At 66.7% G+C, this 22967-nt stretch carries 22 protein-coding genes, 1 tRNA gene and 1 pseudogene; 14 read left to right on the top strand and 10 right to left on the bottom strand.

What is annotated here, in order from left to right; all coding sequences use genetic code 11:
* Positions 1-91 precede the first annotated feature (91 nt).
* A complete protein-coding gene (locus tag AC1C2R_RS06415; RefSeq protein WP_495379379.1) occupies positions 92-1864 on the top strand; it encodes a class I mannose-6-phosphate isomerase in 1773 nt (590 codons plus the stop codon).
* A gap of 15 nt (positions 1865-1879) precedes the next feature.
* Here the strand turns inward: AC1C2R_RS06415 and AC1C2R_RS06410 are convergent, their stop codons facing one another.
* Positions 1880-2800 carry an ROK family protein gene (locus AC1C2R_RS06410; protein WP_495379378.1) on the bottom strand — a complete coding sequence of 307 codons (921 nt, stop codon included), beginning with the start codon at positions 2798-2800 and terminating at the stop codon, positions 1880-1882.
* A 240-nt stretch (positions 2801-3040) separates the two neighbouring features.
* Between AC1C2R_RS06410 and AC1C2R_RS06405 the strand changes: the two genes are divergently transcribed.
* On the top strand, positions 3041-4072 hold the full coding sequence (locus tag AC1C2R_RS06405) for a LacI family DNA-binding transcriptional regulator (RefSeq protein ID WP_495379377.1): 1032 nt from the start codon (positions 3041-3043) through the stop codon (positions 4070-4072).
* Between the two features lie 15 nt (positions 4073-4087).
* On the opposite strand, the gene AC1C2R_RS06400 is transcribed toward AC1C2R_RS06405, so the two are convergent.
* From AC1C2R_RS06400 to AC1C2R_RS06390, 3 genes are all read right to left on the bottom strand, one after another.
* Positions 4088-4900: a carbohydrate ABC transporter permease gene (locus AC1C2R_RS06400; protein ID WP_495351675.1), complete on the bottom strand. Its 813-nt coding sequence runs from the start codon at positions 4898-4900 to the stop codon at positions 4088-4090.
* A 2-nt stretch (positions 4901-4902) separates the two neighbouring features.
* The gene (locus tag AC1C2R_RS06395; protein WP_495351674.1) at positions 4903-5733 is read right to left on the bottom strand and encodes a carbohydrate ABC transporter permease; all 831 of its coding nucleotides are present in this window, start codon (positions 5731-5733) and stop codon (positions 4903-4905) included.
* Positions 5734-5849: 116 nt separating this feature from the next.
* Positions 5850-7151: an ABC transporter substrate-binding protein gene (locus AC1C2R_RS06390; RefSeq protein ID WP_495379376.1), complete on the bottom strand. Its 1302-nt coding sequence runs from the start codon at positions 7149-7151 to the stop codon at positions 5850-5852.
* Positions 7152-7525: 374 nt separating this feature from the next.
* Here AC1C2R_RS06390 and AC1C2R_RS06385 point away from each other — a divergent pair, with 374 nt between their 5' ends.
* On the top strand, positions 7526-7984 hold the full coding sequence (locus tag AC1C2R_RS06385; protein ID WP_495351672.1) for a hypothetical protein: 459 nt from the start codon (positions 7526-7528) through the stop codon (positions 7982-7984).
* A gap of 107 nt (positions 7985-8091) precedes the next feature.
* On the opposite strand, the gene ku is transcribed toward AC1C2R_RS06385, so the two are convergent.
* Positions 8092-9027, bottom strand: coding sequence for a non-homologous end joining protein Ku (ku, locus tag AC1C2R_RS06380; RefSeq protein ID WP_495379375.1), 936 nt, complete (start codon positions 9025-9027; stop codon positions 8092-8094).
* A 154-nt stretch (positions 9028-9181) separates the two neighbouring features.
* Here ku and AC1C2R_RS06375 point away from each other — a divergent pair, with 154 nt between their 5' ends.
* A complete protein-coding gene (locus AC1C2R_RS06375) occupies positions 9182-11689 on the top strand; it encodes an ATP-dependent DNA ligase (protein WP_495379374.1) in 2508 nt (835 codons plus the stop codon).
* A gap of 46 nt (positions 11690-11735) precedes the next feature.
* Here the strand turns inward: AC1C2R_RS06375 and AC1C2R_RS06370 are convergent, their stop codons facing one another.
* From AC1C2R_RS06370 to AC1C2R_RS06360, 3 genes are read right to left on the bottom strand one after another with little or no spacing between them, the layout of a single operon-like run.
* Positions 11736-12719 (bottom strand): DNA topoisomerase IB, encoded by a 984-nt coding sequence (locus AC1C2R_RS06370; protein ID WP_495379373.1) that lies wholly within the window; start codon positions 12717-12719, stop codon positions 11736-11738.
* Between the two features lie 13 nt (positions 12720-12732).
* On the bottom strand, positions 12733-12999 hold the full coding sequence (locus AC1C2R_RS06365; RefSeq protein WP_495351668.1) for a DUF7218 family protein: 267 nt from the start codon (positions 12997-12999) through the stop codon (positions 12733-12735).
* A gap of 13 nt (positions 13000-13012) precedes the next feature.
* Positions 13013-13924 carry an SDR family oxidoreductase gene (locus AC1C2R_RS06360; RefSeq protein WP_495351667.1) on the bottom strand — a complete coding sequence of 304 codons (912 nt, stop codon included), beginning with the start codon at positions 13922-13924 and terminating at the stop codon, positions 13013-13015.
* A gap of 280 nt (positions 13925-14204) precedes the next feature.
* Between AC1C2R_RS06360 and AC1C2R_RS06355 the strand changes: the two genes are divergently transcribed.
* The 3 genes and pseudogenes from AC1C2R_RS06355 to AC1C2R_RS06345 all read left to right on the top strand — a co-directional run bounded on the left by AC1C2R_RS06355 (position 14205) and on the right by AC1C2R_RS06345 (position 15177).
* Positions 14205-14369: a hypothetical protein gene (locus AC1C2R_RS06355; protein ID WP_495351666.1), complete on the top strand. Its 165-nt coding sequence runs from the start codon at positions 14205-14207 to the stop codon at positions 14367-14369.
* A gap of 74 nt (positions 14370-14443) precedes the next feature.
* Positions 14444-14743, top strand: a pseudogene (locus tag AC1C2R_RS06350) (DUF7882 family protein); the annotation flags it as partial.
* 203 nt (positions 14744-14946) lie between these two features.
* Positions 14947-15177 carry a hypothetical protein gene (locus AC1C2R_RS06345; RefSeq protein ID WP_495351665.1) on the top strand — a complete coding sequence of 77 codons (231 nt, stop codon included), beginning with the start codon at positions 14947-14949 and terminating at the stop codon, positions 15175-15177.
* 43 nt (positions 15178-15220) lie between these two features.
* Here AC1C2R_RS06345 and AC1C2R_RS06340 read toward each other — a convergent pair whose 3' ends face one another.
* Both AC1C2R_RS06340 and AC1C2R_RS06335 read right to left on the bottom strand, forming a co-directional pair.
* Positions 15221-15544, bottom strand: a complete 324-nt coding sequence (locus AC1C2R_RS06340) for a DUF7882 family protein (RefSeq protein WP_495351664.1) — start codon at positions 15542-15544, stop codon at positions 15221-15223.
* 9 nt (positions 15545-15553) lie between these two features.
* Positions 15554-15694, bottom strand: a complete 141-nt coding sequence (locus AC1C2R_RS06335) for a hypothetical protein (RefSeq protein WP_495379372.1) — start codon at positions 15692-15694, stop codon at positions 15554-15556.
* On the opposite strand from AC1C2R_RS06335, the gene AC1C2R_RS06330 reads away from it, so the two are divergent.
* From AC1C2R_RS06330 to AC1C2R_RS06300, 7 genes are all read left to right on the top strand, one after another.
* Complete coding sequence (locus AC1C2R_RS06330) at positions 15693-16700, top strand: LacI family DNA-binding transcriptional regulator (RefSeq protein WP_495351662.1); 1008 nt, start codon at positions 15693-15695, stop codon at positions 16698-16700. The two genes, AC1C2R_RS06335 and AC1C2R_RS06330, sit on opposite strands and share 2 nt — an antisense overlap.
* Positions 16701-16891: 191 nt before the next feature.
* Positions 16892-18556, top strand: a complete 1665-nt coding sequence (locus AC1C2R_RS06325) for a glycoside hydrolase family 13 protein (protein WP_495380381.1) — start codon at positions 16892-16894, stop codon at positions 18554-18556.
* Between the two features lie 78 nt (positions 18557-18634).
* Entirely contained in the window at positions 18635-19993 is a 1359-nt protein-coding gene (locus AC1C2R_RS06320; protein ID WP_495379371.1) for an ABC transporter substrate-binding protein, read from the top strand.
* A 111-nt stretch (positions 19994-20104) separates the two neighbouring features.
* On the top strand, positions 20105-21085 hold the full coding sequence (locus AC1C2R_RS06315) for a carbohydrate ABC transporter permease (RefSeq protein WP_495379370.1): 981 nt from the start codon (positions 20105-20107) through the stop codon (positions 21083-21085).
* A complete protein-coding gene (locus AC1C2R_RS06310) occupies positions 21082-22041 on the top strand; it encodes a carbohydrate ABC transporter permease (RefSeq protein ID WP_495379369.1) in 960 nt (319 codons plus the stop codon). Before AC1C2R_RS06315 ends, AC1C2R_RS06310 begins: the two co-directional genes overlap by 4 nt.
* Before the next feature lie 63 nt (positions 22042-22104).
* Positions 22105-22503: an MmcQ/YjbR family DNA-binding protein gene (locus AC1C2R_RS06305; protein ID WP_495351658.1), complete on the top strand. Its 399-nt coding sequence runs from the start codon at positions 22105-22107 to the stop codon at positions 22501-22503.
* A gap of 157 nt (positions 22504-22660) precedes the next feature.
* A tRNA-Arg gene (locus AC1C2R_RS06300) sits at positions 22661-22733 on the top strand.
* Positions 22734-22967: the final 234 nt, after the last annotated feature.

Raw genomic sequence — 22967 nt, 5'->3', positions numbered from 1 at the left:
TCGTCGGCGCAGGTACCGATGTCCGATTCGAAGACTCGAGCCGCAACTGGTAACGTTATCAATCAGTTCGTCAGCGAGAAGGATGTCACAAATGGTTTCTCCATACCCCCGCGGTTCGTACGACAAGCAGCCAACGGTCACGGTCCCTGGCGCGCATGAGGTCTGGCAGGGGGCCGCCGCGTGGAGGCACATCGCGGATGTCGCGGCAGCCGGCGCGAACAGGCCGCCGGTCATCGTTGTGGATACCTACCCGGGGGTCTCCCTGCCGGAGCTGATTGCGAGCATTCGTGCGAGCCTGCCCGAGTTCGATGTCGTCGATGTCGAAGAGGCGGCCGCGAAGCCGATCACTGAGATCGATGAGATCCTCAAGTGGAATCTCACCGACGATCGTGTCTTCGGAGTCATGAGTCACATGGAACTCAGCGACCTCTACGACCGACCGCGCCTCGACAAGCTCGCAGAAGAGCTCGCCGCCTCGGAGCGCGCGACCGTACTGGTGGGTTGGGGAGCCGCACTTGTGCCGATCCACGACGCGACGATCGTTCTGGCAGACATGGCGCGCTGGGAGATTCAGCAACGACAGCGCAGAGGTGCGCCCAATTGGCGCTGCTCGAATTTCGACGAAGACAACCTGCGCAAAGTGAAACGCGGCTTCTTCGTGGAGTGGCGCCTGGCCGACCGCCACAAGCGCTCTCTGTTCGAGCAGATGCATTTCGTGCTCGACACGAACGCCTCCACGACCGAGGGCAAGCTCATCACCGCAGGGGCTTTTCACGCGGGCATGCAGGCCGCGGTCGACGCCCCGTTCCGGGTCGTGCCATTCTTCGACCCGGGCGTGTGGGGCGGCAAATGGATGCAAGACGTCCTCGACCTGCCCGAAGCAGAGAACTACGCCTGGTGCTTCGACTGCGTGCCCGAGGAGAACAGCATTCTTCTGCGGATCGGCGATGACATCATCGAACTGCCCTCGATCGACGTGGTGCTCACGCATTCTCGCGAGCTCTTGGGCGAGCGCACCTTCGCGCGGTTCGGCGCCGAATTCCCGATCCGCTTCGACTTCTTGGACACGATGGAAGGCGGCAACCTTTCATTGCAGGTGCACCCGCTCACCGATTACATCCAGAACACGTTCGGAATGGCGTACACGCAAGACGAAAGCTACTACCTGCTCGACGCGGCTGAAGATGCCAAGGTCTACCTCGGGCTGAAGACGGGTACGGATCCGGCGGCCATGGTCGCTTCACTCGAGGCGGCCACCCTCCCGGGTGTCGACTTCCCAGTCGACGAGTTCATCAACGCCTTCCCCGCGAAGAAGCACGATCACTTCCTCATTCCCGCCGGCACGGTGCACTGCTCGGGCGCCGACACGATGGTGCTGGAAATCTCGGCCACGCCATTCATCTTCACCTTCAAGATGTGGGACTGGGGTCGCAACGGTCTCGACGGCGTGCCGAGGCCCATCCATCTCGACCATGCCGCTCGCAATATTCAGTGGGACCGTGATACCGAATGGACCCGCGAGAATCTCGTCGACCAAGTCGAGACGGTGGCGACCGGTGATGGCTGGGTCGAAGAGCGCACTGGGCTCCACGAACTCGAGTTCATCGAAGTGCGGCGACACTGGTTCACCGGCAGCGTCGAGCACGACACTCGCGGCACGGTCAACGTGATCAACCTCGTCGAGGGTGCCGAGGCCGTCGTCGAGAGTCCGAGTGGTGCGTTCGAGCCCTTCGTGGTGCACTATGCCGAGACGTTCATCGTTCCTGCCAGGGTCGGCCCGTACCGCATCAGCCCACACGGCGATGCGGTCGGCACGAAGCTCGCCACGGTCAAGGCATCGGTCCGCGGCACGGAGCGCGAATAGGGTGAGCACGGCACCTCAGTCGCCGAGGTGCCGTGCTCCCCAGAACGCAGCCCCGATGATCGGTGCGTCATCCGGATGCTCTGCCGGCAGCAGGGGGAGCGCGCTCGACGAGAAGCCGGCGCGGTCGAGGCCGGTGCGAATCGCCGGTTCGACGAGGTCCCAGGACCGCGACATCGAGCCGCCGATCACGAGTGCATCCGCACCGAAAGCTGACACGACGCCGGAAAGCGCAGAGCCCAGGCCGCTGAACGCGTCTGTCAGCACTCTCGCGGCTAGGGCATCGCCTTGTCGGGCCGAGGCTGCTATCTCGTGCACGTCGGGGGCGGTTTCAGCATCCATTCCGGATGCCGCGACGAAGGCGGCGCGGATCGCTCGACGCGACACGGTGTCTTCGAGTGGTCTGCCTTCGAATTCGAGCAGATGCACACTGCCGTCGGGCGGCACGGAAGGTCCGTCGTTCATCGGTTCGCCGCCGACGAGAAAGGCGGAACCCACACCGGTGCCGAGCGTGACGCACATGAGCCGCTCGTGCCCGCGGCCGGCGCCTGCCGCATACTCGCCGATGCCGTAGGCATCCGCATCATTCAGGAAGTGCACGGAGCTGGGCGTCGGTTCGATCAGCGTCATCAACGCGGCACGAACGTCCACTCCGCGGAGGCTGTCGAACTTCTCGACGTCCTCGAACAGTCCGATGCCTCGGCGATAGTCGAAAGGTCCCGGAATGGCCACCGACCATCGAGTCGCTGCAGAGGCCGGCAGTGTCTGTGCGGCTCGACGGAGGTCCGCCAAGAGCTCCTCGACGGTTCCCTGAGCGCGGATCGCAGCGCGCGACTCCGATCCGGGTCGGACTCCCCACGGGTGAGGGTCCACGAGCGCAGCGGTCACATGCGTGCCCCCGATCTCGAGCACCGGCAGTCCTGGGCCGCGTTGGGTCATCGCTCGCGCTCCTTCTCTCGAACGGGAGGCAGGGGGTCGGCGCGTGAATGCCGGAGATCGGAACGCATGAGTCCACCTTTCCACAAGCATCCACGAGGTCTGATAACGATACCAAATCACGGAAGATCCCACGGTCGAGCCGAAGATGGTTGTGTGGGCATCACGACGACGCGCATGCCGAATTGCTAACGTTATCATCGAGCAAAGGGTGCCACCTTCGGCCAACTGGTGAGGATCGCAATGAGCAATATCGAGAGCGGCGTATCGGGCATGCCCACGGTCAAAGAGGTCGCTGAGCTTGCCGGGGTGAGCCCGATGACGGTGTCCCGCACGCTGTCTGGCGGAAAGAATGTTCGCGCCGAAATGCAAGAGAAGGTTCTCGCCGCGGTCGCCGAACTCGGCTACCACCGAAACGAGAACGCCAGAAGCATCCGCCCTGGCCACTCTTCAGGCTTGATCGGGGTGGCCATCACGAACCTCGGCAATCCCTACTATGGTCAGTTCGCGCTCGGGGTCGAGCAAGTCGCCTCCCAGCACGGGCGACGCATACTTCTCGGGAACACCGGGGAGGACGTGTCGCGCGAGCAACAGCTCGTGTCCGACTTCGTCGGCAGGCAGGTCGAGGGTCTGATCGTCGTTCCCACTGGCGGTGCGTCCGCGCACCTCAGCGCCCATCGCCTCGGCAACCTCCCCCTCGTTCTGGCTTCGCGAACGGTGGAGGGCGTGGCCGCTGACACCGTGCTGCTCGACGACGTGCAAGGAGCGTATGAGAGCACGCGCCGCTTGATCGATGCGGGTCACACCCGCATCGCCTTCCTCGGCAATCTCGTGTCGGTCTCTTCCGCTGGACGTCGCTTCGAGGGCTTCTGCCGGGCGCTCTCCGAGGCGGGGCTCGTGCCCGAGGCGGAGCTCGTCTTCCGTGGTCAGCAAGACGCCGCGGCCGCACGCCGAGCAATGGAAGCCCTACTGGACTTGCCGGTGCCTCCGACAGCAGTCTTCAGTGCGAACAACCGCAACACGATCGGTGCGCTTCAAGCGATCGGCACCCGCCAGAACAATCCTGATGCGCCGAAACCGCCGACGCTGGTCGGGTTCGACGACGTCGAGCTGGCCGACATGATGCACGTGCCGCTCATCATGGTCTCGCACGATCCCAAGCAACTCGGTGCGGAGGCCGCCCGCATGCTCTTCGAGCGTCTCGATGGGACTGTTTCGGAGAGTTCGCCTCGTCTGGTCGAGCTGCCGGTCGAGGTCGGCGAACTTCACTCGTAGCGCGTACGTACCCGCCTAGCCTGTCGCCTTCAGGCTGGAGACGAAGAAGCGCTGACAGGTGAGGAAGAGCACGACGGTCGGCAGGGAAGCGACGATTGCCGCGGCGAGAACCACCGGCGGGCCCAGGCTCGAGAAACCTGCACTGATTTCGGCCAGTGCTGCCATGACCGGACGACGATCGGGACTCGTGGTGAGCGTGATGCCGAAGAGCAAGTCATTCCACACCCAGGTGAATTGGAAGATGAACGCGGCGAACAGCGACGACTTGATGAGCGGCAGGTGGATTCTGAAGAACAGCCTGCTCCAGCCCGCGCCATCCAGCTGTGCCGCCTCGGTGATCTCGGGAGGCAACGTTGTGAGGAAGTTGCGCACGATGAAGAACGCGAAGGGCACGCAGATCGCGGCGTAGATGAAGATCATGCCGAGGCTCGTGTCGTACAGCTTCGTCGAAACGTAGGCCTTGAACAGCGGTGTGAGGAAGACCTGCAACGGCAGCAAGGTGCCGAGATAGATCAGCCAGAACCAGAGCGTCGGCCGCCTCGTCGGCATGATCACAACGGCGAAGCCGGCGAGGGCGGCGGCGAGCACCGCTGCACCGGCAGAGACGAGTGAATAGATCAAGCTGTTCAGCATGCCGAGGCCGAGGCCCGACTCGTTCCAGGCGATCGCCAGATTGTCGAAGAATCCGAAGCCGCTCGGGAGCCACGTCGGTTCACCGGTGTAATCGCTCGCCGGCACGAACGCATTGACGATCATGAGGTAGACGGGAATCAACCAGAGCACCGCCATGACGGTGATGAAGACGTTTCGACTGATGCGTCCGATCACGGTCAGCTCCTCTTCAATTGGCGGCGCAGGTATACCCACGACGTGGCGACGACGATGACGGCGAGAACGACGGCGACGGCAGCGCCGTAACCGTAGTCGCTGACGATGAACGTTTGGCGATACATCGTGACGGCGAGGGTCTCCGAGACTCCGCCGGGCCCGCCTTTCGTGAGCAGCCAAATCAGGTCGAAAACGCGCAGGCTGTTTGCAATCGAAATGCCGATCACCACGATGGTGACGGGTCGAAGCTGCGGCAGGACAACATGCCAGAACAGGCGCATACCCCTGGCGCCGTCGAGTTGACCGGCTTCAACGGTTTCCGGCGGAATCGCTTGGAGGCCGACGAGAAAGAGAATGACGGTGACCCCGGTGGCCTGCCACGTGTTGGCGATGATCATCACGATCGTGTTCGATGGCCACTCGAGCAACCAGCCCGAAGCCGATGGGGCGAACCCGAAGAACGAGATCGCTTGATTGAGCGCGCCGTCGGATCGAAGGATGAAGCCCCAGATGACGGCGGTCGCCGCGCCCGAGAGCGCGTAGGGGAGCACGAAGGCGAGTCGAATCCATCGACCGCCACGCATCGAATTGGTGAAAGCGGCGATCAGAAGACCGAGCCCGACGGGGAGGATGAGCGTACCCACGGTCCACATCACCGTGTTGAGAAGCGACTGGAAGAACGTTGGATCTTGGAACAGGCGTACGTAGTTGTCGAGTCCGATGAAGGACGAGGTGAAACCGTTGTCCGCTGTCAGGCTCTGGTACAGGGTCGCGATGAATGGGATGAGCAGCAGGATGCCCACGAGTGCGAGGGCGGGAAGGAGGAACGGCACCGACCGAATGTGACCGAAAGGGTTCAGGCGGTGGCGCTTCGGCCCGCGCCCGACGGGGCGGGAAGCTTGAATGCTCCCCGCCCCGGTCGTGGTTCGCTCAGCGGTGGAAGTGCTCACTACTCAGCGGCCTTCCATTTCGCCCACTCGGAATCGGCGAGTGTCTGCAGCTTCTCGAGCGTGGGCATGATGTTCTCGTCTGTCGGATTCACCATGAAGCTCGCGAGGTATTGCACGCCGCCTTCGATCAGGGGCGGCGGGCTGGCCTCCCAGAATCGCACCAGTTCGGTGGGCTTCTGCGCGGTGACCTGCTCGCTCACGGATGCCAGCACCGGATCGTCGGTCACCACCTCGGGGTTCGCCGAGGTGTCCTTGATCGCGTTCGCCCAGACCGACTGCACATCCGGGCTCAGCCAATCGCCCATCGCTTCGACGGCGGCTTCCTTGTTCGCCGACTTCTCGGCCACGGAGATGACGCCGGATTCGGTGATGACAGACGGCTTCACGCCGTCTTTCACGACGGGGAGGAGATAGGCCCCGTAGTCGGCCTCGTTCATGCCGTTCGTCACGAAGATGCCGTTGCGCCAGGTGCCCATGGGCACTTGCGCGACCTTGCCCTCCTGGAAGAGGGCCGGCTCGTTGTCCCAGGCGATGTCGGGCGCCGTGAAGTAGCCCTTCGCGTAGAGATCGCCCCACGTGCGGAGTGCCTCTTGTGCCGGCTCGTCGGTGTACTTCGCTTCGCCGTTCATCAACTTCGCGTAGAACTCGGGGTCGGACTTCGACAGGATCTCCTCGAACCAGATGAACGATGTCCAGCCGGCCTCCTGCGTGGCGAACAACGGGGTCGCACCGGCGGCCTTGATCTTGTCGTTGTTCGACAAGAATTCATCCCACGTCGTGGGCGGCTGGATTCCGACGTCTGCGAAGACGTGCTTGTTGTAGAAGATCACCCAGAAGCTCTTGTACATGGGCATGCCGTAGACCTTGCCGTCGTACGAGAAGTCGGCTTCGGAGTCGGGGTTCACCCACCCCTCGTCGACGGCCTTGTCCCACTCGGCAGAGAGATCGGCGAGTCCGCCCGAGCGAGCGAGGTCTTGCAGGCGGTAGCCGTTCCACCACTTGACAAGATCGGTCGTGCTGTCGGTACGGAGTGACGACCGGATGACCTGTTGGTAGTTTTCCGTCGACGGAACGTTGCGCGGGTCGATGCCGAGATCGCCAAGCGACTCGAGCGCATCGCCCGCGGCCGTGTATGCATCGACGAAGTCGGCCCGGTCACCGTTCAGCGTCAGTGCCGAACCACCGGATGCACCCTGTGGAGTGCTGGCCGAACCCTGCGAGCAGGCTCCCAATCCGGCGACGAGTGCGGCGGCTATTGCAAGCGCGCCGAGACGCTTGAGACGTATCTGATTGCGTGTCATGGATGCTGCATCCTCCTTGATGGCCTACGTAACTACCGCTGTGGTGTGTGCCTCGAATCCGCCCGCATCTTTCGAAGCGGGCGAAGTTTGGTAACGATATCACATCCGAGTACCCTGGGATGTTTGCGGTGAGCGAGCCAGCGAGGCAGCGCCAGACGGCATCGTGGGGAACAGCGTTGCCGGCGATCTCTCGCAGTCGGTCTCGCAGGCCGCGGTCGTGTGACCATCGACGCTGCGCCACCCGCCAGACCCGCCAGACCCGCCAGACCCGCCAGACCGGCCGGACCGGCCGGACCGGCCGACGCCGTGTCGGAGCCTCTCGCTAGACTCTCCGGGTACCTAGATCAGGGGGAATTGCAACCATGCAACGAATCATGACATCCACAGCGCCGTCGTCCAGACTGCTGAAAACCGCGGCGCTCGTCTTCGCCGGCGCGCTCTTGCTCTCGGGCTGTGCCTCAGGTGGCAATGGCGAAGCCGAGGCGTCGGCAGACCCGTGCGAGGTGGTGCGCGTCGAGGTGCGCGACATCTCCAACGGTGCGCAGAACGCGATCCTCACGGCCACCGACCCGGTCGAGCTGCAGGAGTACCTCGACGGGCTCTCCGAGCGCGTCGATGCACTCGACGAAGAGGCCGCCGACGATTCGGCGCTCGCCGAGTCTCTCGATGCGCTTCAAGAGAAGCTCGACGACGCGAGCGACTGGGCAGCGACGCTGCCGACCGAGGCCGACGTCGAGGCCGGGGCAGAAGTCGACGCCGATGCTCAGGCTGCGCAGACCGAGGGCATCCAGACCGCTGCAGCCGAGGTCACCGAGGTGTGCGCCGCCGAGTGACCCTCGTCGGCTGAATTGTGCCGGCCGAGTCACGCCGCTCACGCGTGCGCGGCTCGCCGGCGCACAACTCGGTCAACCCACGCACGTGATGAGCGCGCGGCATCCGTTCACTCGGAGGCCGCGCGCTTTCGCGTGCCCGATGCCTTCGTGTCGGCCTTCTCCTTCGCGGACTTCGAACCCTTGCTCGAACCCTTGCTCGAACTCGTGCCCGAGCCCTTGCTCGACCCCTTGCTCGACCCCTTGCTCGACCCGCCGCCGTCGCGCTTCGCCGCGATCGATTGGCGCAGCGCCTCCATGAGGTCGATGACCTCGCCGCCCGTATCCTCTTCGGGCTCTTCGCCGAACGTCGCGGCGGTGTCGACGCCCTCGCCCTGCTCGAGCTTCGCCTCGATGAGCGTGCGCAGCTCCTGCTGGTACTCGTCGACGTACTGCTCGGGGGCGAAGTCGGAGACGAGGCTCTCGACGAGCTGCTTCGAGAGGTCGAGCTCCTTCGCCGAGATCTTCACCGGCTCGTCGAGCGACGCGAATTCGGCCGCGCGCACCTCGTCGCTCCAGAGCAGCGTCTGCACCATGAGCACGTCGCCGTGCACGCGCAGCGCCGCGAGGCGGGTCTTCTGGCGCAGCGCCATCTGCACGATCGCCGTGCGATCGGTCGATTCGAGCGTCTCGCGCAACAGCACGTACGCCTTCGACGAGACCGAGTCGGGTTCGAGGTAGTAGCTGCGGTCGAACATGATCGGGTCGATCTGATCGCTCGGCACGAACTCGACGACCTCGATCTCGCGGCTGCGTTCGGCCGGCAGCGACTTCAGGTCTTCGTCGGTGATCACCACCGTCTGCTCACCATCGTCGTAGGCCTTGTCGATGTTCTTGTAATCGACGACCTTGCCGCAGACCTCGCACTTGCGCTGGTAGCGGATGCGCCCACCGTCTTCGTCGTGCACCTGGTGCAGTGACACGTCGTGGTCTTCGGTGGCGCTGTACAACTTGACGGGCACATTGACGAGGCCGAATGTGACCGCCCCCTTCCAGACGGCTCGCATGCCTCCAGTACACACCAGCCGCACGTCCTCGCGATAGCCCCGCATCACCCTCTCGTCAGCGCCGACCGGCATCGAGAGTGCGGAATCTGCTGGAATTCCCGGCTGAGAGCGACATTTCCTGCACTCTCGATGGCGGCTGCGACAGGATGGGGGAATGGCCGATGGCGCGCGGCAGCTCGTCGAGGTCGATGGCCGCCGCCTGCGGCTGACGAACCTCGACAAGGTCATGTATCCCGAGACGGGCATGACGAAGGGCGAGGTGATCTCCTATTACGCGGAGATCGCCGCCGTCATGGTGCCCCTCGTCGCCGGGCGGCCGGTGACGCGCAAGCGGTGGGTCCACGGCGTCGGCACCGCGGATGCCCCTGAGCAGCCGTTCTTCGAGAAGAACCTCGCCGAGCACGCCCCCGATTGGGTGCGCCGCGGTGTGCAGCACCATTCCGACGGTGACAAGTCGTACCCGATCGCCGGCGATCGCGCGACGCTCGTGTGGCTCGCGCAGCAGGCGGCACTCGAGCTGCACGTGCCCCAATGGCGCTTCGACGCCGACGGTGAGCCGGCGAATCCCGATCGCATGGTGTTCGACCTCGATCCGGGTGAAGGCATGGGGCTCGCCGAGTGCGCAGAGGTCGCCCGCCTCGTGCGCGACCTCATCTCGGGCATGGGCCTCGAGGCGATGCCGGTGACGAGCGGGAGCAAGGGCATCCACCTGTATGCGGCGCTCGACGGCTCGCAGAGCTCCGACCAGGTCTCGGCGGTGGCGCACGAACTCGCGAGAGCGCTCGAGGCCGACCACCCCGAACTCGTCGTCTCGAGCATGCGCAAGACTCTCCGCACCGGGCGTGTGCTCATCGACTGGAGCCAGAACAACGGCAAGAAGACCACGATCGCGCCGTACTCGCTTCGCGGACGACCGCGGCCGACGGTCGCGGCGCCGCGCAGCTGGGAAGAGCTCGACGACTCCGAGCTTCGTCAGCTCGAGGCATCCGAAGTGCTCGCAAGGGTCGCCGAGTCGGGCGACCCGATGCGGGTCGTCGTCGAGCGCTCCCACGACGGCCCGCTTTCGGACTACCTCTCCATGCGCAAGACGGGCGTCACACCCGAGCCCATGCCCGCGTCGGCCTGGGGGAAGCCGCCCGGGGGAGCGCCGCGGTTCGTGATCCAGGGGCACCACGCGAGGCGCCTGCACTTCGACCTGAGGCTCGAGCGCGACGGCGTGCTGAAGAGCTGGGCGGTGCCGAAAGGCGTGCCCGAAGGTTCGGGCACCAACCATCTCGCGGTGCAGACCGAAGACCACCCCATGGAGTACGCGACGTTCGAGGGCACCATCCCCAAGGGCGAGTACGGCGCGGGGTCGATGACGATCTGGGACGCAGGCACCTACGCCACCGAGAAGTGGCGCGACGACGAGATCATCATCGATGTCGACGGGCAACCCGGCGGGCCGCTCGGCGGCGTGGTGCGCCTGGCCCTCATTCGCACCGATGGTCAGGGCGAGAAGAGTTCGTGGCTGCTGCATCGGATGAAGGACCAGACGGCCGCGCGACCGGCCCGGGAGGGCGGTTCGGGGGGTCTCGATGCGCGTCCATCGGTTCCTGAGGCTGTCGAAGGGTCGTCGGGCGCTCCGTCCGCGCCCGCGCCCGGGCCCGCGGTCACCGAAGCTGCCGCGACCGACGCGCCTCGATCGACGGGCAGGGTCGGCCCGATCACCCAAGGCCCGATGCTCGCGACCGCTGCCACCCTCGGCATGCTGGCAGGCGAGGAGTGGGCGCTGGAGTGGAAGTGGGACGGCATCCGCGTGCTCGCGCGCACCGAGGCGGGAGGCGTGCGACTGCTCAGCCGCAATGGGGTCGACATCACCGCCCGTTACCCCGAACTCGCGTCGCTGCCCGACGTCGTCCGAGGCGACGCGCTCGTCGACGGCGAGATCGTCGCGCTCGACGCGGAAGGCCGCCCCGACTTCGGTCGGTTGCAGCATCGGATGAACCTCACGAAGCCTCGCGAGATCGAACGGGTCGCGGCATCCGTGCCGGTTCGTCTGCTGCTGTTCGACGTGCTCGAGGTCGGCGGCCGACCGGTCATCGACGAGCCGTACCGCGAGCGCCGCGCGCGACTCGCGGGCCTTGTGCGCATGAAACGCGGCGTGCCGGTCGAAGTGCCGGCTCCCGCGACCGGCGCACCGGCGGATGCCCTCGAAGAGAGCCGCCGACTCGGTCTCGAGGGGCTCGTCGCGAAACGGCCGGACTCCCGGTATCGCCCGGGAGCCCGCAGCGCCGACTGGCTGAAACTCAAGCTCACCCTCACTCAGGAGGTCGTGATCGGCGGCTACCGTCGCGGGGTCGGCACGCGCACCGGCCGCATCCGCTCGCTGCTCATCGGCATCCCCGGCGACGACGGGCTCGAGTACGCGGGGCGCGTGGGTTCAGGACTCGGCGAGCTCGCCCTCGACCGCCTGCTCGCGGCGCTGCAGCCGCTCGAGCAGGCGGAGTCGCCGTTCGTACAGGTGCCCGCGACAGACACGCGCGACGCGGTCTGGGTGCGCCCGGCCCTCGTCGGTGAGATCGAACTCGGCGACTGGACGAGCACCGGGGTTGCGCGGCATCCGCGCTGGCGGGGCCTGCGGCCCGACAAGTCGCCGGCCGACGTCGTGCGCGAAGCGTGAGCCGCGGCGGGTCGGCTGGTCACCGACGGCCGCCGTCGTGCATCCGTCAGGCGTCGTCGCCGCCCGCCGGCCCGAGCAGCTCGAGCAGTCGGCGTTCGCGATTCGCCCCGGATGCCACGACAGCCCCCTGCTCATAGGCGACGAGCACCCGCGGGTCGACGTAGCTGCCCCGAGCGATCGCGGGCGTGTTGCCGAGCACGCGTGATGCCTCTTCGATCGCCTCGCGGATCGCGGCGGTGCGAGCCCGGGCGGTCGCCGCCGGCCCGAGCTCGGCGAGGCGGTCCGCCGCCGCGGCGGTGCCCCGCAGGGTGCGGAAGTCCTTGGCGGTGAAGTCGCCGCCCGTTCGATCACGGATGTCGTCGTTCACGTCGACCGGTACTGCGGCGCGCATCGCCCGCCCGGCGGACCAGGCATAGAGACGGGCGGCGGCCGAGCGTTCGCCCGCTCGCTCGACGAACGCGGCGAGCGAGGCATCCGTCACCCGCAGGTCTTGTGCGAGGCCGCCTTTCGCGCGGAAACGGAACCGCACGGTCTCGCGGTCGTCGAGCACGGCGTTGCGCACGAGCAGGGTCGTGAGGCCGCGGTTGCGGAAGCCGGCGAGCGACTCCTCCGAGCCGATGCGGATGGCGCCGAGGTCGAGGGTGCGGAAGGCAGCGGCGAGCACCCGCTCGCGAGGCAGTCCGTCGAGCGCGAGGTCACGAGCGACTGTTCGCCGGGCCCTGGGCAGCACCTCGGCGAGGGCGGTCATCCGCAGGAACTTCTCGGCGTCCTGACGCTCGCGCCACGCGGGGTGGTAGAGGTACTGCCGCCGGCTCGCCGCATCGACACCGACCGCGAGGATGTGCGCGTTCGGAGCGTCGGAGATCCAGACCTCCTGCCAGGCGGGTGGGATCGCGAGATCGGCGATTCGTGCGCGTTCGGCCCGGCCGGCGGCGCCGCCGTCGCGGTGAACGTAGGCGAAGCCGTGCCCCCGCCTGACCCGAGTGAATCCGGGTGAGACGTAGGGCTCGACCCGCTTGAGGCGCGGCATCGGCGTCGGGCGGTCAGTGGTTGCGCAGCGCCGAGATGAGTTCGGCCTTGCGCTTGCCGCTGTAACCCGTGAGGCCGAGTTCCTTCGCGCGCTTCTTCAGCGCGTCGACGGTCCAGTCCTCGTAGTCGCCGCTTTGGCCGCCCTTGCGGCCGACCGCGCTGCGGCCCTGCGCCGCCGCGGCGTTCGAGATGCGAGCGGCCTTCTCCTTCGAGGCGCCGTCGTCGCGAAGCTCCTCGTAGAGCTCGGGATCCTTCAGCGATGCGTTCCTTCGTCCTGGCATGGTGCGTCTCCTCTCACAGCCCACGACCGCCGGTGACGGGCAGTATCGCCCCCGAGACGTACGACGCTTCGTCCGAGGCGAGGTACACGTAGGCGCCGGCGAGTTCCGCAGGCTGCCCTGCCCGACCGAGCGGTGTGTTGTGCCCGAACTCCGGCAGCGCGTCGGGCCAGCCCGTCGCGGGGATGAGCGGCGTCCAGATCGGTCCGGGGGCGACGGCATTGACTCGGATGCCGCGTGGTCCGAGTTCCTCGGCGAGGGCCTTCGTGAACGCCACCAATGCCGCCTTGGTCATCGCGTAGTCTACGAGCGCCGACGACGGATCGAAGCCCTGGATGGACGTCGTCGTGATGATGCTCGACCCGGCGTCCATGAGCGGCACCGCGGCACGTGCGAGGAAGACCGGTGCGAAGAGGTTCACGCGCATCACGGTCTCGAAGTCGTCGGTCGGAATCGTGTCGATGCCGCTGCGTTCGCGCTGGTGGGCGGCATTCAGCACGAGCAGGTCGATGCCATCGAAGGCCTGATGGGTCTGAGCGACGAGCTCTTTGCTGTGGTCCTCGTTCCGGAGGTCGCCCGCCAGCAGCAGCGGGTCGGATCCGGCATCCGAGATCCATTTCGCGGTCTCGTCCGCGTCCTCCTGTTCACTGGGCAGATAGGCGATGGCGACCCTCGCACCCTCTCGAGCGAAGGCGATCGCGACGGCCCGCCCGATGCCGGAGTCACCACCGGTGATGAGCGCCCGCCGCCCCTCGAGCCGTCGATTGCCGCGATAACTCTGCTCACCGTGATCGGGCAGGGGAATCATCCGTTCGGTGAGGCCGGGTGGTTCCTGCTCCTGCTTCGGGAACCGGTCAGTCGTGTGCTTCGTCGTCGGATCGATGAGCAGATCGTTGCTCAGGTGATCGGTCGGGCGATCGTTGGTCATGGGACCTCCTCAGATCACAGCCACCGTACGCGCGCTCCACTGTTTGCGTCAGGGGATTGACAGGCGTGCAGCCGCGGCCAGCACCGACGGGGCCGGCTGCCGCTGGCGGCCTTCAGGTATCACGCGGCGCGAAGGGGGGTCAACCCCTAGCCCCGCCACGTGACACTCCCTTAGCGTCGAGAGCACGAGGCGTACCCCCGTCTCGAGGTTCTGCCTGTCGGGCACCGAACCACTCGCCGCGCTCGTCGATCACGAGCGCGGAACATATGAAGGAGAGATCATGAACATCCTCGTCGCCATCATCGCCATCGCCGCAGTCGTGCTGCTCATCACGGGCGGCGTCGTCCCCGCGCTGAACTTCCTCATCTGGGTCGGCATCGCACTGGCGGTCATCGCGGTCATCGTGTTCCTCGTTCGTTACATCAGCGGGAACCGTACGGCCTGACCCGCGACGCACTTCATCAGTACGGGCGGCCTTCGGGTCGCCCGTTCTGCGTGCCGACGTCGTATGCTGGTGGCGTGGGAACCTTGTATTACGGCGACTCCGGTACCCCGATCGGCATCGAGGACCGTGCCCTCGCGCACCTGAAAGTCGCCATCACGACCAAGCTCCGCCGAGGAGAGTCGTTCACGCTTTCGTGGCAGCACAACGATGATCAGCCTCGCGGGCGGAGTACGCTCTGGCTGCACGCCTCGATCCCGCTGCGCTTCGTGTTCGACGAACCCGTGGCGCCCGAGCTCAGCCGCCAGTGGATCGAAGCCCTGATGCGCTCGGCGAACAGCACCGGTGGTGTCCGGCTCGTGCCCGAGAATCTCGACACCGACCCGATCCCGATGAACCCCGACCAGCCGGTGCAGGTCGGCGTCGACGTTCAAGAAGTCGACGTTCAAGAAGTCGACGTTCAAGAAGTCGACGTGCAAGAGGTCGACGTGCAAGAAGTCGAGTCCGGCAACGAGGAGTCGCAGCCGACCTGAGCGCGCACAGCCGTCCGCTTCACGGAGGCGGAGAACGGGAGGCAACGATGGCCGAGAACACACAGCAGCCGGTCGAAGTGCGGCCGCTCGCACTGATCGAACGATGGTGGCCGCAACTCTCGATCGTGGCGAAGCACCGAGTGCTCGCCGAACTCGACGGCGTGCTCGACGTGCAGACGGCACGCGAGATCGAGGAGCTCACGGAGGCGCCGGCACCGGTTCGGCTGTCACCGGCCGAGCAGGACTACGTGCGCACGCAGATCGAACCGGTCGACTGACGCCGGGTCGTTCGCCCGAACGATCGCACGCTCGGCGAATCGGCTACTCGCCCTCGACCTGCTCGCTCTCATCGGGTTCGGGCACGAAGTGCAGGCCGGCAGTGCTGTTGGCCGAGAGCAGCAGCTGCTCGATCCACAGCCGGTTCAGCACGGGCGGCCGGTTGCCACTGAAGACGAACTGCAGCGGGATGGACTCGTGCAACCAAATGGTCGTGCGCCCACTGCCGTTCTCGACCCCGTGCTCCCAGGTCATGGCGAAGCTCTCGGAGCGACGGAGCTTGTTGAGGATCGCCACGCGCAAGTGGGCGAGGGTGCGATCGTCGATCTCGATCTCACGTGACGAAGAGTTGTAGATGAGCTTGCCCATGTTCGCACTCTAGCCGCCGTGCGCTCCGCGGCACAGAAAAGGCGCGGGCGTCAGGTGCCAGATCGCGAGCGAGTTCTCGTAGACACGGTGCGCCGCGGCATCCGATCGCTTGTCGAGTTCTTGCGCGGCCTCCCGTAGCATGGCGGGCATGTCGAGGAGACTCGCGGATGTCGCGCGCAAGGTCGGAGTCAGCGAAGCCACCGTCAGCCGGGTGCTGAACGGCAAGCCGGGCGTCTCGGCGTCGACACGCGACGCCGTGCTCACCGCGCTGGACGTGCTCGGGTACGAGCGTCCGACGAAGCTCCGCGGCGAGCGGGCGCGGCTGGTGGGACTCGTCATGCCCGAGCTGCAGAACCCGATCTTCCCCGCGCTCGCCGAGGCGATCGGGGGCGGGCTCGCCCAGAACGGCTACACGCCGGTGCTCTGCATCCAGACCGCCGGTGGCATCTCCGAGTCCGACTACGTCGAGCTCCTGCTGCACCAGCAGGTGTCGGGGGTGATCTTCGCGGGCGGGGCATACACCCAGGCCGACGCGAACCACGACCACTACGAGCGCCTGCGCGAGCTGAAGCTGCCGACCGTGCTCGTGAGTGCGCCGGTCGACGGGATCGGCTTCGCGACGGTCTCGTGCGACGACGCGACCTCGATGGAGCAGGCCTTCGGGCACCTCGTGCAGCTCGGGCACGAGCGCATCGGCATCCTGCTCGGGCCGAGCGACCACATTCCCTCGCGCCGCAAGCACGAGGCCGCCCTCCGCATGGCCGAGCGGCACGGCATCGAGCTCGGCGACGACCGTGTCGTGCATTCGCTGTACTCACTGGAGTCGGGGCAGACGGCGGCGACGAAACTGCTCGCGGCCGGGGTCACCGGCATCGTCTGTGCGAGCGACCCGATGGCGCTCGGTGCGATCCGGGCGGTGCGGCGGGCCGGGCTGCGAGTGCCCGACGACGTCTCGGTGATCGGCTACGACGACTCGGCGCTCATGGCGTGCACCGAGCCGCCGCTCACCACGGTCAGGCAGCCGATCGAGGCGATGGGCAAGACGATCATCGATCTGCTGATGCGGCAGATGTCGAGCGAACGGGCGATCGGCGACGAGGTCTTCTTCGCCCCCGAGCTCGTGGTGCGCGGCTCGACGGCGCCCGTGCGACGCTGAGCCCGCTTCACCCCGCTTGCGTGAATTCGGCAAGCAGGTGCCGCAATTCAGCGCAAGGCATCGCAAACTTTTGCTGAATTGTCGAATAGTTGCATCATTCTGTTGCTCTCACTACGTTGACGTGCAAGACGCCGTCGTCTCCCTGACGTCGCGCGCCACCCCGTCGACACGAGGAGACCCGCAGCGTGACCATGCACCTCACGGACGCCACGACGGTTCCGGCAACCGTCGCGCCCGACCCCCTCTGGTGGCGCAGCGCCGTGATCTACCAGGTCTACGTGCGCAGCTTCGCCGACTCCGACGGCGACGGCACGGGTGACCTTCGCGGCGTGCGCAGCCGACTCGGTTACCTGAAGGAACTCGGCGTCGACGCCCTCTGGTTCAACCCCTGGTACCCCTCGCCCTTCGCCGACGGCGGCTACGACGTCTCCGACTACCGCGACATCCACCCGACCTTCGGCAGCCTCGAAGACGCCGAGCTCCTCATCTCGGAGGCACTCGAACTCGGCATTCGCACGATCGTCGACGTCGTGCCCAACCACATCTCGAGCGAGCACCCGTGGTTCCAGGCCGCCCTCGATGCCGGCCCGGGCTCGCCCGAGCGCGAGCGCTTCTGGTTCCACCCGGGCAAGGGCCCGAACGGCGACGAGATGCCCACGAACTGGGTCTCGAACTTCCAGGGCGACACGTGGACCCGCACGACGAACCCCGACGGCACGCCGGGGGAGTGGTACCTGCACCTCTTCACCCCCGAGCAGCCCGACCTGAACTGGAACCACCCCGACGTACGCCGCGAGCACGAGGACATCCTGCGCTTCTGGTTCGACCGCGGCGTCGCCGGTGTGCGCATCGACTCGGCCGGCCTCCTCATCAAGGACCCGTCACTGCCCGAGGTTCCCGAACAGCCCGCACCGGGGCAGCACCCCACCGAAGACCGCGACGAGGTGCACGAGGTGTACCGCTCATGGCGGCGCATCGCCGATTCCTACGAGGGCACTCGAGTGCTCGTCGGCGAGGTCTGGGTTCCGGATGCCGCCCGCTTCGCGGCCTACCTCCGCCCCGACGAGATGCACACGGCCTTCAACTTCGACTTCATGTCGCGCCCGTGGAATGCCGGCGAGCTGCGCGGCTCGATCGACCTCATGCTCGCCGCGCACGCGCCGGTCGGCGCCCCGAGCACGTGGGTGCTCTCGAACCACGACGTCACCCGCCCGGTCACGCGGTACGGCCGTGAGGACTCGAGCTTCGCGTTCGCGAAGAAGCGCTTCGACACCCCCACCGACCTCGAGCTCGGCACTCGCCGCGCCCGTGCCGCCGCGCTGCTCACCGCAGCTCTGCCCGGCTCGCTCTACCTCTATCAGGGCGACGAGCTCGGCCTTCCCGAGGCCGAGCTGCCCCGCGAGGTGCTCGAGGACCCGATGCACTTCCGCTCAGGCGGTGTCGACCCCGGCCGCGACGGATGCCGCGTGCCCCTGCCCTGGCGCGGCAGAGAGGCCCCCTTCGGGTTCAGCCCCGCCGGTGCATCCGCTCGCCCATGGCTGCCGCAGCCCGCTGACTGGGCCGCGCTGACCGTGCAAGCGCAGGAGGCCGATCCGGGCTCGATGCTCTGGCTCTACCGCCAAGCGCTGCGCATCCGTGGTCGTGAGCGCGCGCTCGGCGACGGTTCGCTCACCTGGCTCGAGAGCGAACCCGACGTGATCGCCTTCCAGCGTGGCGACGACTTCGTGAGCGTCACCAACCTCGGCGGCGATGCGATCGCCCTGCCCGAACACGAGAGCATCCTGCTCTCGAGCACCCCGCTCGTCGGCGGGCTGCTCCCTCCCGACTCCACGGTCTGGCTCCACCGATCCGCCTGACCGTCGAGGCCGCAGCGCTCACCACGTCGCGGCACTGCACCTCACCACACCTGAACACAGCACCGAAAGGACTGGACAATGAAGTCACCAAGAAAGGTCGTGATCGCCGGCATCGCCGCGTTCGCGATGGTGGGCGCACTCGCCGCCTGCAGCTCCGGAGGCACCGACGGCGACAAGACCGAGCTCCGCGTGGCCACGTTCCCGCCCGGCGCCGACGCCGCAGCGTACGAAGCGTTCGAAGCGCAGGAGAAGCAATTCGAGAAGCTCAACCCCGACATCGACATCATCGGCGTCGAGTACGAGTGGGAGGGGCCGACGTTCGCCGTGCAGCTCGCCGGCGGCAGCCTCCCCGACGTGTTCACCGTGCCGTTCACCGACTCGAAGACGCTGCTCGAGAACGGCCAGCTCACCGATGTGACCGACGAGATCGAGGAGCTCGGCTACACCGACAGCTTCAACCCCGTCATCCTCGACGGCGTCACCGACTCCGAGGGGCGCATCTTCGGATTCCCGCGTCAGGCCTACGCCATGGGCCTGCACTACAACCGCACGCTCTTCGAGGAGGCCGGACTCGACCCCGACAGCCCGCCCACCACATGGGACGAGGTCCGTGCGGCCGCGAAGACCATCGCCGAGAAGACCGGCAAGGCCGGGTACATGCAGATGACGCAGAACAACACGGGCGGCTGGCAGCTCACGGCCGCCACCGTCGCACGTGGCGGCTCGACGCAGGAGGACAACGGCGACGGCACCTACACGTCGACGATCGCGAACGACGGCACGAAGGCTGCGCTGGAGTTCCTGCAGACGCTGCGCTGGGAGGACAACTCGCTCGGGTCGAACTTCCTGCTCGACTGGGGCTCGATCAACCAGGAGTTCGCGGCCGGCAACATCGGCATGTACACCACGGGTTCCGACATCTACACGGCCCTCGTGCGTGACTTCTCGCTGAACCCCGACGACTACGGCCTCACGGTCATTCCCGTCGAAGACGGCGGCGGCACGCTCGGCGGCGGTGACATCGCGGTCGTGAGCCCCACGGTCGATGACGAGACGAAGGCCGCGGCGGTGACCTGGATCGACTGGTACTACATGCAGAAGCTCCTGACCGAGGATGCAGCGGTGCTCGACGCCGAGACACTCGCCGCGAGCGACCAGGCCGTCGGTACCCCGCTCCTGCCGGTGCTGAACCGCGAGGCCTACGAGCAGTCGCTCGTCTGGATCGAGCCGTTCATCAACGTGCCGCGCGACCAGATGACCCCGTTCATCGAGGGCATCTGGGAGCAGACGCCCGTCGGTGAGCCGAAGGGCAAGACGCAGGAGATCTACGCACTACTCGACCCCGTGGTGCAGGCGGTGCTCACCGACCAGAACGCCGACATCGACGCGCTGCTCGAGACCGCGAACACCGAGGCGCAGGCCCTGCTCGACGAGTGACCCCGACCGCTGGTCGAGGAGCGCCCGACGAAGTCGGACGCGTATCGAGACCCCCGAGTCTCGATACGCGCTTCGCGCTCCTCGACCAGCGACCCTCATGAAGGAATCCACATGACCCTCACCGCGAAATCGCCCACCGCGGCACCGGCTGCCGACAAGGACGCGCCGGCTGCGGCATCCACTCACCGAAAGCGCCCGAGGAACCTACGCACCTGGGTGCGCGGCGGCGGTCTCTCGACCCTCGTCTTCCTCGCGCCGATGCTGTTCGTGTTCGGGATCTTCAGCTGGTCGCCCATCGCGGCGTCGGTCATCATGAGCCTGCAGAAGACGAACCTGCTCGACCCGCCCGTCTGGGTCGGCCTCGACAACTTCGTCAACGTGCTGAGCGACCCACTGCTCGGCACCGCCGTGGCGAACACTCTCTACTTCGCGGGGCTCGCGCTCGTCTTCGGCTTCCCGTTGCCCATCTTCGTCGCCGTGCTGATGAGCGAGGTGCGCCGGGCCAAGGGATTCTACAGTGCGCTCGCCTACCTGCCGGTGGTCGTACCGCCGGTCGTCGCAGTGCTGCTCTGGAAGGTCTTCTACGACGCGAGCCCGACCGGGCTCTTCAACACCGTGCTCGGCTGGGTCGGCATCCCGCCGCAGCCGTGGCTGCAGTCCTCGGCGACCGCGATGCCCTCGCTCGTGCTCGAAGCGACGTGGGCGGCGGCCGGTGGATCGATCATCATCTACCTGGCCGCGCTGCTCGCGGTGCCGCCCGAGCTCTACGATGCCGCAGAGGTCGACGGGGCGTCGATCTGGAAGAAGATCTGGCACGTGACCCTGCCGCAACTGCGCGGCATCCTCTTCATCATGCTGATCCTGCAGATCATCGGCACAGCGCAGGTGTTCCTCGAGCCGTACCTCTTCACCGGCGGCGGGCCGAACAACGCGACCGTGACGGTCCTGCTCCTCATCTACCGGTACGCGTTCCAGAACAGTCTCGGCGGTGACTACGGCGAGGCGACGGCGCTCAGCGTGATGCTCGCGATCGTGCTCGCCCTCCTCAGCTGGCTCTACTTCAAGCTCACGAACCGCTGGAGCGCCTCATGACGACGACCGCACGGGACATCCGTCTGCCCCGTCTCTCCCTGAAGCCCCGCAGGCCCAAGCGAACCGACGACGACCAAGGCGACCGCGGAATCGTCTCGGAGTACGAGCGCAAGAAGCGCAGCGTGAAGTTCGGCATGAGCGGCGTGCACCTCGTGCTCTTCGCCGGCCTCGTCGTCGTCGGCCTCGGCCCGCTCCTCTGGCTCGCCAAGTCGGCGGTGACACCGACACAGGACACGCTGCGCCAACCCCTCGCGCTCTGGCCGAACGGCATCGACTGGGCGAACCTGCAGGCCGCCTGGGTCGAGGTGCACATCGACCAGTTCTTCTGGAACACGATCGTGATCGCGGCGGGTTCGTGGTTCTTCCAGTTGCTCGTCGCGACGACGGCCGGGTACGCGCTGTCGGTGTTGCGGCCGAAGTACGGGCCGATCCTGAACGGGGCGATCCTCGCGACGATGTTCATCCCGGCCGTCGTGCTTCTCGTGCCGCTGTACCTCACGATCGTGAACCCGCCGCTGCCCGGCGACGTGTCACTGCTCAACAACTACCTCGCGGTCTGGTTGCCGGCCGCGGCCAACGCGTTCAACATCCTGCTCGTCAAGCGCTTCTTCGACGCCCTCCCGCGAGAGGTGTTCGAGGCGGCGCGCACCGATGGCGCAGGCCCGTTCCGGTTGTTCTGGTCGATCGTGCTGCCGATGTCGAAGCCGATCCTCGGCGTCGTCTCGGTCTTCGCGATCATCGCGGCGTGGAAGGACTTCCTCTGGCCGATGCTCGTGCTGCCCGACCCCGCGGTGCAGCCGCTCTCGGTGCGGCTGCCGGCCGTGCAGGGCTCGATCGAGCTCGACGTCTTCCTCGCCGCGCTCGCGATCTCGACGCTCATCCCGGTCGCGCTGTTCCTCGTCTTCCAGGGGGTGTTCCTCCGTTCGGCCGGCCTCGGCGGCGCCGTCAAGGGGTAGTAGGTGCGATGAACGGATGCCGCGGCTCGCGCGCTGTCGGCGGTGCGGCGTAGCGTGGGCGAGGTGGAGCATCCCCGAGTCGTCGACCCGCGGCATCCGCTCGTCGAACGCGTGCGCGCCGTCTGCCTCGAGTTGCCCGAAGCGGTCGAGGTCGAGGCATGGGGCCGGCCGACCTTCAGGGCCGCGAAACCGATCTTCGTGCACGTGAGCGCCTCGATGGAGCGACCCTTCTCGATCGTGCTGAAGACCGACCCCGACGAGCACCTCGCGCTCGTGCAAGACGAGCGGTTCTTCGGGCCGCCCTACTACGACCGCAACCGCTGGGTCGCGGTCGACCTCGACCCGCCGGGCACCGACTGGGGTCTCATCGTCGAGCTCATCGAGACTTCGTATCGGCAGGTCGCGAACCGCCGGCAGGTGAGCGCGCTCGATGTGTTGCGGCCCGAGCACTCGGGCGGCTGAGACGCCCGACGACGGACCTGTTCTTCGTCTGACGGTGTCGTCGTGCAAGCCCGCAGCCGGAGCTTCCGGCATGCGCCGGTCGATTGGCGCGATCCGAACCCGTGCGTTAGAGTTACGTGGTTGCCTGATCGCGAACGAAGCGCAGGCGACATCCCATGCGCCCGTAGCTCAACGGATAGAGCATCTGACTACGGATCAGAAGGTTGGGGGTTCGAATCCCTCCGGGCGCACACTGGTTGAGACAGTATCTCTGTTCGCAGAGGCGTGGCGGCTCGCGAAAGCGGGCCGTTTTCGTTTCCCATCGTGCATCTCCCGAGCGTTTCCCCTCGTGCATCTTGCGAGCTATGGATGTGCTCAGCGCAACCCTGCCATTTGCTGGGACTTCGCTGAGTATCGGTGTGTGCGGCATGTCGATCGGGTGACGGCGGCGCGGCGCGGCGCGTAGGCTCATTGCACATCTGAGT

Source organism: Agromyces sp. Y182 (assembly GCF_059445385.1).
Note: the sequence above shows the minus strand (reverse complement) of the source record. Positions and strands in the feature narration are given on the sequence as shown.

What these genes read in the sequence shown, in the direction of transcription:
- AC1C2R_RS06415 (WP_495379379.1), top strand. Translation starts at nt 92, where the DNA reads ATGGTTTCTCCATACCCCCGCGGTTCGTACGACAAGCAGCCAACGGTC.
- AC1C2R_RS06410 (WP_495379378.1), bottom strand. Translation starts at nt 2,800, where the DNA reads ATGACCCAACGCGGCCCAGGACTGCCGGTGCTCGAGATCGGGGGCACG.
- AC1C2R_RS06405 (WP_495379377.1), top strand. Translation starts at nt 3,041, where the DNA reads ATGAGCAATATCGAGAGCGGCGTATCGGGCATGCCCACGGTCAAAGAG.
- AC1C2R_RS06390 (WP_495379376.1), bottom strand. Translation starts at nt 7,151, where the DNA reads ATGACACGCAATCAGATACGTCTCAAGCGTCTCGGCGCGCTTGCAATA.
- AC1C2R_RS06385 (WP_495351672.1), top strand. Translation starts at nt 7,526, where the DNA reads ATGACATCCACAGCGCCGTCGTCCAGACTGCTGAAAACCGCGGCGCTC.
- ku (WP_495379375.1), bottom strand. Translation starts at nt 9,027, where the DNA reads ATGCGAGCCGTCTGGAAGGGGGCGGTCACATTCGGCCTCGTCAATGTG.
- AC1C2R_RS06375 (WP_495379374.1), top strand. Translation starts at nt 9,182, where the DNA reads ATGGCCGATGGCGCGCGGCAGCTCGTCGAGGTCGATGGCCGCCGCCTG.
- AC1C2R_RS06370 (WP_495379373.1), bottom strand. Translation starts at nt 12,719, where the DNA reads ATGCCGCGCCTCAAGCGGGTCGAGCCCTACGTCTCACCCGGATTCACT.
- AC1C2R_RS06365 (WP_495351668.1), bottom strand. Translation starts at nt 12,999, where the DNA reads ATGCCAGGACGAAGGAACGCATCGCTGAAGGATCCCGAGCTCTACGAG.
- AC1C2R_RS06360 (WP_495351667.1), bottom strand. Translation starts at nt 13,924, where the DNA reads ATGACCAACGATCGCCCGACCGATCACCTGAGCAACGATCTGCTCATC.
- AC1C2R_RS06355 (WP_495351666.1), top strand. Translation starts at nt 14,205, where the DNA reads ATGAACATCCTCGTCGCCATCATCGCCATCGCCGCAGTCGTGCTGCTC.
- AC1C2R_RS06345 (WP_495351665.1), top strand. Translation starts at nt 14,947, where the DNA reads ATGGCCGAGAACACACAGCAGCCGGTCGAAGTGCGGCCGCTCGCACTG.
- AC1C2R_RS06340 (WP_495351664.1), bottom strand. Translation starts at nt 15,544, where the DNA reads ATGGGCAAGCTCATCTACAACTCTTCGTCACGTGAGATCGAGATCGAC.
- AC1C2R_RS06330 (WP_495351662.1), top strand. Translation starts at nt 15,693, where the DNA reads ATGTCGAGGAGACTCGCGGATGTCGCGCGCAAGGTCGGAGTCAGCGAA.
- AC1C2R_RS06335 (WP_495379372.1), bottom strand. Translation starts at nt 15,694, where the DNA reads ATGCCCGCCATGCTACGGGAGGCCGCGCAAGAACTCGACAAGCGATCG.
- AC1C2R_RS06325 (WP_495380381.1), top strand. Translation starts at nt 16,892, where the DNA reads ATGCACCTCACGGACGCCACGACGGTTCCGGCAACCGTCGCGCCCGAC.
- AC1C2R_RS06320 (WP_495379371.1), top strand. Translation starts at nt 18,635, where the DNA reads ATGAAGTCACCAAGAAAGGTCGTGATCGCCGGCATCGCCGCGTTCGCG.
- AC1C2R_RS06315 (WP_495379370.1), top strand. Translation starts at nt 20,105, where the DNA reads ATGACCCTCACCGCGAAATCGCCCACCGCGGCACCGGCTGCCGACAAG.
- AC1C2R_RS06310 (WP_495379369.1), top strand. Translation starts at nt 21,082, where the DNA reads ATGACGACGACCGCACGGGACATCCGTCTGCCCCGTCTCTCCCTGAAG.